The organism is Nocardiopsis sp. iso_238 (assembly GCF_056173325.1).
The window spans coordinates 543,732-552,732 of the sequence record NZ_CM149668.1 but is presented as its reverse complement, the minus strand read 5'-3'; the positions used below and the strand labels follow the sequence as shown (position 1 = coordinate 552,732).

General features: G+C 71.5%; 10 protein-coding genes. 3 read left to right on the top strand and 7 right to left on the bottom strand.

Annotation, left to right across the window (positions count from 1 at the left end):
* Nucleotides 1–66: 66 nt before the first annotated feature.
* Entirely contained in the window at nt 67–279 is a 213-nt protein-coding gene (locus AC0VYL_RS02520) for a hypothetical protein (protein ID WP_475458694.1), read from the bottom strand.
* A 313-nt stretch (nt 280–592) separates the two neighbouring features.
* Here AC0VYL_RS02520 and AC0VYL_RS02515 point away from each other — a divergent pair, with 313 nt between their 5' ends.
* Nucleotides 593–3,106 (top strand): penicillin acylase family protein, encoded by a 2,514-nt coding sequence (locus tag AC0VYL_RS02515; protein WP_475482197.1) that lies wholly within the window; start codon nt 593–595, stop codon nt 3,104–3,106.
* A 42-nt stretch (nt 3,107–3,148) separates the two neighbouring features.
* Here AC0VYL_RS02515 and AC0VYL_RS02510 read toward each other — a convergent pair whose 3' ends face one another.
* Nucleotides 3,149–4,021, bottom strand: a complete 873-nt coding sequence (locus AC0VYL_RS02510; RefSeq protein ID WP_475482196.1) for an oxidoreductase — start codon at nt 4,019–4,021, stop codon at nt 3,149–3,151.
* 80 nt (nt 4,022–4,101) lie between these two features.
* Here AC0VYL_RS02510 and AC0VYL_RS02505 point away from each other — a divergent pair, with 80 nt between their 5' ends.
* Entirely contained in the window at nt 4,102–4,698 is a 597-nt protein-coding gene (locus tag AC0VYL_RS02505; RefSeq protein WP_475482195.1) for a TetR/AcrR family transcriptional regulator, read from the top strand.
* 74 nt (nt 4,699–4,772) lie between these two features.
* Here AC0VYL_RS02505 and AC0VYL_RS02500 read toward each other — a convergent pair whose 3' ends face one another.
* On the bottom strand, nt 4,773–5,441 hold the full coding sequence (locus tag AC0VYL_RS02500) for a DUF899 domain-containing protein (RefSeq protein ID WP_475482194.1): 669 nt from the start codon (nt 5,439–5,441) through the stop codon (nt 4,773–4,775).
* A 426-nt stretch (nt 5,442–5,867) separates the two neighbouring features.
* Between AC0VYL_RS02500 and AC0VYL_RS02495 the strand changes: the two genes are divergently transcribed.
* On the top strand, nt 5,868–6,053 hold the full coding sequence (locus AC0VYL_RS02495) for a hypothetical protein (protein WP_475482193.1): 186 nt from the start codon (nt 5,868–5,870) through the stop codon (nt 6,051–6,053).
* Here AC0VYL_RS02495 and leuE read toward each other — a convergent pair.
* The 4 genes from leuE to AC0VYL_RS02475 form a co-directional block, all read right to left on the bottom strand.
* Nucleotides 6,040–6,699 (bottom strand): leucine efflux protein LeuE, encoded by a 660-nt coding sequence (gene leuE, locus AC0VYL_RS02490; protein ID WP_475482192.1) that lies wholly within the window; start codon nt 6,697–6,699, stop codon nt 6,040–6,042. The two genes, AC0VYL_RS02495 and leuE, sit on opposite strands and share 14 nt — an antisense overlap.
* A gap of 134 nt (nt 6,700–6,833) precedes the next feature.
* Nucleotides 6,834–7,565: a hypothetical protein gene (locus tag AC0VYL_RS02485; RefSeq protein WP_475458682.1), complete on the bottom strand. Its 732-nt coding sequence runs from the start codon at nt 7,563–7,565 to the stop codon at nt 6,834–6,836.
* Between the two features lie 94 nt (nt 7,566–7,659).
* Nucleotides 7,660–8,601 carry a M56 family metallopeptidase gene (locus tag AC0VYL_RS02480; protein WP_475458679.1) on the bottom strand — a complete coding sequence of 314 codons (942 nt, stop codon included), beginning with the start codon at nt 8,599–8,601 and terminating at the stop codon, nt 7,660–7,662.
* Complete coding sequence (locus AC0VYL_RS02475; RefSeq protein WP_475458677.1) at nt 8,598–8,978, bottom strand: BlaI/MecI/CopY family transcriptional regulator; 381 nt, start codon at nt 8,976–8,978, stop codon at nt 8,598–8,600. The genes AC0VYL_RS02480 and AC0VYL_RS02475 overlap by 4 nt, the downstream gene beginning before the upstream one ends.
* Nucleotides 8,979–9,001 lie beyond the last annotated feature (23 nt).

The window sequence follows — 9,001 nt, the reverse complement described above, 5'->3', positions numbered from 1 at the left end:
AAAGCCATATTCCGGACAGGGCAAAGGGGCCGGAGTGCACCACTCCGGCCACTTTGAAAGGAGTCGCTAGTTGTTGATCTGGTAGTTGCCGATGAAGACGGTGACCAGTCCGCCGTCCCCGAACAGACCCAGACCGCCGAGCAGTCCGCCCGAGGACGACGGGGCCCCGACGGCGGGGGCCGCGGCCGCCTGAGCGGGCGGGACGGCGAGGCCGAGGACCGCGGAGGAGGCGAGGACGGAGAGCAGGAGCGCGGAGACGCGTCGACGAACTGACGTCATGGCGGGGGTTCCCTTCGATGGTCGGTCGGGGCCTGTCGCCGGTTGGACGAACCGCCCCTCAGGGTCCATTCGTCGCCGAAGGGCCGGGGTATTGGTCCGTTCGGTCATGAAATCCGCCGAATGTCGCAACCGATCCGCGCCCCGCGCTGACGGCCTCCTCGGCACGGAACCCACACCCGTCCGCATACGCTCGACTTCGATGCGCCCCGCCAGGGGGAACAGAGTTTTCTACCACTTGGTAACAATTAAATAGACTGCGATCGAGCCCTAGAGCACACGAGCGGAAACGCCCTAGGGTTCCGACATGGGTGTAATGCGGAAGCGTGTCCTTCTTCGTGTCTTTCTGGGCTTTGTCGCCACGGTCGCGTCTCTCGCACTGATCGCCTCGCTCCTGGCCGTCTGGGCGGTACGGAGCTCCTTCCCGACCACCTCCGGCGAGCTGACGCTGTCCGAACTCGGCGCCCCGGTGACCGTGCTGCGCGACGAACACGGCGTGGCGCACGTGTACGCCGACGACGCCGAGGACCTGTTCGTGGCCCAGGGGTTCACCCACGCCCAGGACCGGTTCTGGGAGATGGACTTCCGCAGGCACGTCACGGCGGGCCGCACCGCCGAGCTCTTCGGCCCCGGCCAGGTGGAGACCGACGTCTACCTGCGCACCATGGGATGGCGGCGCGTCGCCGAGCAGGAGTACGACCTCCTGGAGGAGGACACCCGCCGCTACCTGGACGCCTACGCGGCCGGGGTGAACGCCTGGATCGACGACAACCAGGGCCTCTCGGCCAGCCTGGAGTACGGCCTCCTCGGGATCACCGCGGACGACTACACCGTGGAGCCCTGGACCCCCACCGACAGCCTCGCGTGGCTGAAGGCCATGGCCTGGGACCTGGGCGGCAACCTCCAGGACGAGACCCGGCGCGCCCTGCTCCTCGCCGACGGCCTCGACGAGGAGCTGATCGAGGAGCTCTACCCGCCGTACCCGACGGAGAAGCACGCCCCCATCACGGACACCGACGAGCATGAGGGGACCGGCTCCGAGGCCGACCTGGGCCGCGCCCCCGACCTGCCCGAGGAGGCCCTGGCGGCGCTGGGCGGACTCTCCGACGTGCACGACGCCGTCCCCGACCTCCTCGGCCCCTCCGACGACCCCGACCTCGGATCCAACTCCTGGGTCGTGTCCGGTGAGCACACGGAGACCGGATCCCCGCTGCTCACCAACGACCCCCACCTGGGTGCCTCGATGCCGTCCACCTGGTACCAGATGGGGCTGCACTGCACGGAGCTCACCGAGGAGTGCCCCTTCGACACCAGCGGGTTCAGCTTCTCGGGCCTGCCCGGCGTGGTCATCGGCCAGAACGAGTCCATCGCCTGGGGCTTCACCAACCTCAACCCGGACGTCATGGACCTCTACCTGGAGCGGGTCGAGGGCGACGAGTACGTCGTGGACGGGGAGAAGCGCCCCCTGGAGGTCATCGAGGAGACCATCGCCGTCTCCGGCGGGGAGGACCTCCAGCTGACCGTCCGGTCCACGCACCGCGGCCCGATCCTGTCCACCACCGCGGCCGGCTCCGACCTGCGGGAGATCGGCGCGAACCCCCGTGAGGGCGACGATTCCCCCTACCAGGTGTCCCTGCGCTGGACCGCGCTCCAGCCGGGCACCACCGCCGACGCGATCTTCTCACTGAACCGCGCCCGTGACTGGGACACCTTCCGCGAGGCCGCGAGCAAGTTCGACGTGCCCTCGCAGAACCTCGTCTACGCGGACAACGAGGGGAACATCGGCTACCAGGCCCCCGGTCTGGTGCCGGTACGGGGCAAGGGCGACGGCCGCTGGCCCGCCCCCGGCTGGGACTCCGACTACGACTGGGAGGACGAGTTCCTGCCCTTCGACGAGCTGCCCAGCGTGTACAACCCGGAGTCCGGGGTGATCGTCACCGCCAACGAGGCGGTCGTGGACGAGGACTACGAGCACTTCCTGACCTCGGACTGGAACTACGGCTACCGGGGCCAGCGGATCAACGACCTCCTGGACGAGGCCACGGCCGAGGGCCCCGTGGGCGTCGCGGACATGGAGCGGATCCTCGTGGACTCGCTCCACACCAGCGCCCTGGAGATCACCCCGTACCTGCTGGACGCCCCGGTGGAGGGAACCACGGCCGAGGCCCGGGACCTCCTCGTCGACTGGGACCACCGCAACGAACCCGACTCCGCCGCCGCCGCGTTCTACAACGCGACCTGGCGCCAGCTCCTCCCCCTGCTCTTCGACGAACTGGGGGCGCACGGCATGGACGGCCGCTCACGCGGGATGCACGTGGTGTCCCAACTCCTGGAGGACCCCGACTCGGTCTGGTGGGAGGGCGCCGAGGTCAGCGGACGCGAGGAGGTGCTGGCCGCCGCGATGGACGCCGCCGTGGAGGAGCTCACCGAGCTGTTGGGCGACACCCCCGCCGACTGGCGCTGGGGCGACCTGCACACCCTGACCGCCACCCACGACTCGTTCGGGACCTCGGGGATCGGACCCGTGGAGTGGCTGTTCAACCGGGGCCCCGTGGAGAGCGCGGGCGGCTCCGACCTGGTCAACGCCACCGGTTGGAACACGGCCGAGGGATACGGCATCACCACGGTTCCGTCCATGCGCATGGTCGTGGACCTCGCCGACCGGGACTCCTCCACGTGGGTCCACCTGACCGGCAACTCCGGGCACGCCTTCCACCCGAACTACGACGACCAGCTGGAGCTGTGGGCCCGGGGGGAGACGCTTCCCTGGGCGGTGACCGAGGAGGCGGTCCGGGAGGCGCACACGGACGCACTCACCCTCGTTCCGTGACGTCGGACGGCCCCGAGGCGCGACGCTCGGGGGCCGTGCGCGTCACAGCGGGAACGAGGTCCCGGTCATCTCCTCGGACAGGTCCCACAGCCGCCGGGCCGCTTCGGTGTCCAGGGCGGCTCCGCTCCGGCTGGACGGGCCGGGCGCGCCGTTCACGAACAGCCCGGTGGGCCCGGCGAAGAACGCTCCGGGGACGTCCTGCGTGGCCGCGTAGACCGTGGGCAGTGCCCCGCCGGACGCGCTCTGGGCGAAGATCCGGTTGCCGATCCGCAGGAGCCCGTCCTGCAGGCGGTTCTCGCTGCGGCTCTGGAGGTTGGTGGCGGCGTAGCCGGGGTGCGCGGCGGTGGCCAGCACCGGTGAGCCGACCTCGTCGAGCCTGCGCTGGAGCTCCAGGGTGAACAGGAGGTTGGCCAGCTTGGACTGCCCGTAGGCCCGGTAGGGGGTGTAGCGGCCCTCCAGGTTGGGGTTGTCGAAGTCGATTCCCCCGGACAGCCGGTGCAGGCCGGAGGAGACGGTGACCACGCGCCCGGTGACGTGTTCCAGGAGGAGGTTGGTGAGGGCGAAGTGGCCCAGGTGGTTCACGCCGAACTGGGTCTCGAACCCGTCCGCCGTGCGGGACTCGGGGACCGCCATGAGGCCCGCGTTGTTGATCAGGAGTTCGAGGTCGCCCTTCCATTCGGCGGCGAACGCGCGGACCGAGGCCAGGTCGGCCAGGTCCAGGCGACGGACCTCGGTCTCGCCCGGGATCTCGGCGGCGGCGCCCTCCCCCTTGGCGGTGTCGCGGACGGCCAACACCACCCGGGCGCCGCGTCCGGCCAGGACCCTGGCGGTCTCCAGGCCCAGGCCGCTGTTGGCGCCGGTGACGACGGCGCTCCTTCCGGTCAGGTCGGGCAGGCTCACGCTGGTTCGGCTCATACCGCCAACGTAGGCAGCCCATCGGAAGTTGTCAATGACAACAATGCTGTCATTGCAAACATTGGACTATGCTGATGGGCATGGCTGACCGCCCCTACCACCACGGCGACCTCCGCTCCACCCTGCTGGGCAGCGCCGAACGCACCCTGGCCGAGCGCGGCCCCGGCGCCCTCTCCCTGCGCGAACTCGCGCGCGAGGCCGGTGTCAGCCACGCGGCGCCCGGCCGCCACTTCAAGGACAAGCAGGCGCTGCTCGACGCCCTCGCGCTCGACGGGTTCCAGCGGCTCCAGGCCGCCCTGGAGCACGCCAAGGAGGCGCAGGACCAGTCGGAGGCGGACACCGGCTCCTACCTCCTGGGGCTGGCCCGCGCCTACGTCGGCTTCGCCCTGGCCAACGCCGCCCTGCTCGACCTGATGTACGCGCGCAAGCACGACAGCGACATCTCCGACCAGCTCTCCGCGGCCGTCGGGGACATGATCGCCATCGTCCTGAACACCATCTCCGAGGGTCAGCGCACGGGGGAGATCGCGGAGGGCGACCCCATGACGATCGCCTTCACCGTGGCCTCCACGCTGCACGGGTTCGCCTCGTTCAGCGCCAACGAGACCGTGGAGAACGTCGAGGAGGGGCTCCAGGCCGTGATCCGGGTCCTGATGACCGGCCTCGTCCCGCGCTGAGCCGGGTCGGCGCGGAAGCGCCGGGTCGGCGCGGAAGCGCCGGGTCGGCGCGGAGGCGCCGGGTCGGCGCGGGATCAGTCTCCGTACTCTCCGTGCAGCCGCCACCAGGCGTAGGGCTCCCCCTGGGGGACGCCCTCGGGGCTGTCCTCCCAGAGTTCCTGGCGGCCCAGCGGGGTCAGGTCGAGGAGGCTCCAGTTGGTGCCCAGCTTCTCCACGCCCCGGCCCTGGGTGAAGTAGGTCCGGTACACGGACGCCTCGTCCCGGATGAACACGCTCAGCCCGAAGTTCTCACCGCCGTCCACGGTGACGCCCATGTCCTCGTTGAAGCGGCTTCCGAAGGACGAGTACCAGGGCACCGTCCACCCCATCCGCTCGCGCACGGCCGCGATCTCCGGGTAGGGGGCCCTGGACACCAGGGCGAGGGTGGTGTCCCGGGCGTTGAGGTGCGCGGGGTCACCGAGGTTGTCCACGACCATGGAGCAGCCTTCGCACTGGTGGTCGGAGCCGGGCGGGAGCATGAAGTGGTAGACGATGAGCTGTCGGCGCCCCTCGAACAGGTCCGTGAGGGAGGACTCCCCGTTCTCACCCGTGAACACGTACTCCCCGGGCATCCGGACCGCGGGCTGCCTCCTGCGCTCGGCCGCCAGCCGGTCCTGCGCGCGGGTCAGCTCCTTCTCCTTGGCGATCAGCTCCTGGTGGGCCCCGTTCCACTCGGCCGGTGAGACCGCGTCGGGCACGTACATGGCTTCCTCCTCGGGCGGTTCGGCGGGGGCCGCTGAGGTGTGGAGGGCCCGTCCACCGGTGTCTCCACCGTGCCACTGACGTACGACCATCGTCGGCAGGCCCGACAGAAGGCACCGTCGTGTCGGTCGGTCCGCGTGGCGGACACGACGAAGGCCCACCGGGGAGTACCCGGTGGGCCTTCGGAACGTCGAGGGGCCGGTGCGGCGGTCGCCTCACGGCGGGTGGCACAACAGGGCTCCTGACCACCACTGGGGTGCGGTATTCCCTGAAGGCTTTGATTAGAGCCCGGGGGACACTTGAACCGCACCGACCCGAACCGTGTAACGACACCACCCCCGGGGCTATTCCGCGAGCCCGGAGAAGTTTTCCGAACCCCCTGAACCGGCCGGGACCTGGGCGTGTTCGCCGGATCCTAGGCTGAACCCATGGACGAACCCGGACGACGGATCCGGCGGCTCCCCAAGGGCCGGGCCGCCCCGCTCACCGATCTCACCCTCTGGGTGACCCTCTCCGGGCTCTCCCTGGCCGAACTCTCCAGGCAGGACGTCCACTCGTTCCTCTCCGGGGCCGCTCGACCGCCGCTGCCCCCGGACGCCGTCAGGCGCTGCTGACGGAGAGTTTCACCGCGAAGCCGAGGAAGAGCGCGCCCGCCGCCGAGGTGGCGCCCGCCGAGAGCCGCCTCCGCCGTCCGAAGGCGGCCGCCAGCCGCGTCCCGCTGAAGATCAGCACGGACAGGTAGAGCAGGCTGAACGCCTGGAGCAGCAGCCCCAGCACCAGGAACGACAGGGCCGGGTAGGCGTAGGCGGGATCGACGAACTGCACGAAGAAGGAGATCAGGAAGAGGATCATCTTCGGGTTGAACAGGGACACAACGAGCGCCCGGTGGAAGGGGCGCTCACCGGTGGTCGGCCTCGCCGCGTCGGCCGCCCGCTGCTCCTCGGCGCGCTGGTGCCGCGAGGTCCAGATGGCGTGGGCGGCGCGCAGCATCCCGATCGCCATCCAGACCAGGTAGGCGGCTCCCGCGTACTTCACCACCGTGAACAGCAGCGGGTTGGTCTGGAGCAGGGTCGCCGCACCGGCCGCCGCGAGCAGCATCAGCAGGGTGTCACCGGTGAACACCCCGGCGGCGGCCCTGTAGCCCGTGCGGGTGCCCCCGCGCGCGGCGACGGAGAGAACGTAGAGGGAGTTCGGCCCCGGCAGGAGCACGATGAGGACGAGTCCCGCCAGGTAGGTCGGCAGGTCGGTGATACCGAGCATGGACGCAGTGTTTCATCCGGCCCCCGGACACGCGGACGTCGGGTCCGCGTCACCTGCCCACGCCCCCCGGTGCGACATCCCGGTGCCCGTGACAGGAGGGGCGCCGTCGCAGGGGCCGTCCGCTGACCACCCGCTCAGCGCGGGTCCGCCGACCCGTCGGTTCCGGATCCGCCCGGGTCCGGGCCGCCGGTTCCGGCGACCGCGTCGTCAAGGGTGACCAGGTCCAGGAGTTGGCGGGCCTCCGAGAGGGCCTCGGCGAGCTCCACCCGGCCGGTCTCCGACACCTCGAAGAACGCCTCCTCCATCCATCCCCGGGTGGTCGCCAACCAGGCGACCACGCGCTCGTCGCGGTCCCGGGGCGCGGTGTGCGCGACCTCGCCCACCAGCTCGACCAGGGTCCACAGCGCCCTCGGGGTGCTCCGGCCCCACCACGACTCCAGGTACGGGCCGGGGTCCTCCCCCGACTCCGCGAGCGTCGTCCACGGCGCGTGCCCGCGCTCCTCCTCGGTGAGACCGAGCTCCCACCAGACGGACAGGCAGGCCCGCAGCGACGCGCGTTCGTCCTCGGGCCAGTCGGTCCACCCGGCCTGACCGAGTTTGGCGAAGAGCCCGTGGAGGTCGGCGTCGCCCCGGAGGGAGAGCTCCAGCAGCCGGGGCAGGAAGTGGCGCAGGTCGTCCACGTCGCCCCACGTGTTCAGGGCCTTGTGGGAGTACCGGCGCAGCCGCTCAGCGTCCAGCTCCCGCAGCGGAGCCCCGAGCAGGTCACGGTGGTCGTCCTCGGTGACGCAGTGCTGGCACCCCTCGACCCTCTCGGGTCGGGGGTAGCGCGCGAACACCCGGTACACGTCCTCGATCTCGCTCTGCACGACCCCAGCATGACCCAACGGCCCCGGCGGCGCCACGGTTGCCGATGGCCGTGTCTGGTCGGGACGGGTCGCGCGCGGGCCCCTCCCCCGGCGCTCAGCCCACGCAGTCGCAGTGCGGGACGGCGACGTTCAGCGCGGTGGCCAGCACCGTGAGCACCAGCGGCAGGACCACCACCAGCGCGGCGAAGAGGTAGGTACCCGGTCCCGCGGTCGCCCGGGCGGGGCGCACCTGTCGGCGCACCCGACGCACCGGGCAGGCACCGGTCACCGACAGCGCCGGTTCGGGTCCCCGGCCCCCGGCCATGATCCCCAGGGCGTGGGCGAGGGCGTGCGGCCCCGCCTCACGGGCGGCGTGGTCGTCGGCCACCCACTCCACGAGTTCGGGGACCTCCCGGGCGGCCGCGCGCAGCAGCGGGACGCCGGGGAAGGCGGTGTCCAGCAGCCTGGTCCAGGTGACCAGGAGGTGGTGGCGGCCGTTCAGGTGGGCCCGCTCGTGGGCGAGGACCGCGCGGAGTTCGGGTCCGGTCAGCCGGTCGAGCGCGCCCCGGGTGACCACGATCCCGAAGCGGCGTCCGGGCAGACAGTAGGCGGCGGGTTCGGGATCCTCCACCAGCCAGACCCGGTTCAGGTGGAGAACGCGGCGGTCACCGACGGCCGCGAGGGCCCGGCCGTGTTCCCGGGTCCAGGCGCGTCGGCTCCGGCCGCGGCGCGCGGCCGTCCACGCGAGGCGGGCCAGGCCGAGGGCGCCGAGCAGTCCGGCGACCGCCACCCCGCTCTCCGCACCGTTCTGCTGGACGGCCTGGTAGAGGTCCACGCACGCGGCGACGAAGGCCTTCACCCCCGGGCCCATCACCCGCGTGGCCAGGGTGGCGAGGAGGACGGCGGAGGCCAGCAGCCACACGACCGTGGTGAGTGTCCAGAGCGCGAGCATGGCCCTGGCGCTGGCGCCGAGCCCCTCCTGGAACGCGCGCAGGACCCGGGGCCCCGCCGTGCTCCACAGCAGGACCGCCGCCAGGGCCACCACGGACCAGGTCACGGGTCGTCCTCCGGCCGGGGGATGTCGGCGAGCAGGTCGCGGAGGAGGTCGAGGTCGCGCGGATCCATCCGGTCCACGAACCGCAGCAGGGCCACCTGGGAGTCCCCGCTGTCGTCGAGGGCCCCGTGCATGCGGTCGGCCGCGTACGAGGCCCGGTCGCGCAGCGCGCGGTAGAACCACAGGCGGCCGGTGCGTTCCCGGTCGACCCAGTCCTTGCGGCGCAGGTTCTCCAAGACCGTGGAGATGGTGGTGTAGGCCGGTTCGCGGTCGGCCAGGTCGTCCACCACCTCGCGCACGCTCAGGGGGCGGTCGGCGGCCCACAGGACCGCCATCACCGCGGACTCCAGTGACCCGAGCCCCGGAACCGTGTTTCTCATGGCCCACCGTTCGTCATGCGCTT

What these genes read in the sequence shown, in the direction of transcription:
- AC0VYL_RS02520 (WP_475458694.1), bottom strand. Translation starts at nt 279, where the DNA reads ATGACGTCAGTTCGTCGACGCGTCTCCGCGCTCCTGCTCTCCGTCCTC.
- AC0VYL_RS02515 (WP_475482197.1), top strand. Translation starts at nt 593, where the DNA reads ATGCGGAAGCGTGTCCTTCTTCGTGTCTTTCTGGGCTTTGTCGCCACG.
- AC0VYL_RS02510 (WP_475482196.1), bottom strand. Translation starts at nt 4,021, where the DNA reads ATGAGCCGAACCAGCGTGAGCCTGCCCGACCTGACCGGAAGGAGCGCC.
- AC0VYL_RS02505 (WP_475482195.1), top strand. Translation starts at nt 4,102, where the DNA reads ATGGCTGACCGCCCCTACCACCACGGCGACCTCCGCTCCACCCTGCTG.
- AC0VYL_RS02500 (WP_475482194.1), bottom strand. Translation starts at nt 5,441, where the DNA reads ATGTACGTGCCCGACGCGGTCTCACCGGCCGAGTGGAACGGGGCCCAC.
- AC0VYL_RS02495 (WP_475482193.1), top strand. Translation starts at nt 5,868, where the DNA reads ATGGACGAACCCGGACGACGGATCCGGCGGCTCCCCAAGGGCCGGGCC.
- leuE (WP_475482192.1), bottom strand. Translation starts at nt 6,699, where the DNA reads ATGCTCGGTATCACCGACCTGCCGACCTACCTGGCGGGACTCGTCCTC.
- AC0VYL_RS02475 (WP_475458677.1), bottom strand. Translation starts at nt 8,978, where the DNA reads ATGAGAAACACGGTTCCGGGGCTCGGGTCACTGGAGTCCGCGGTGATG.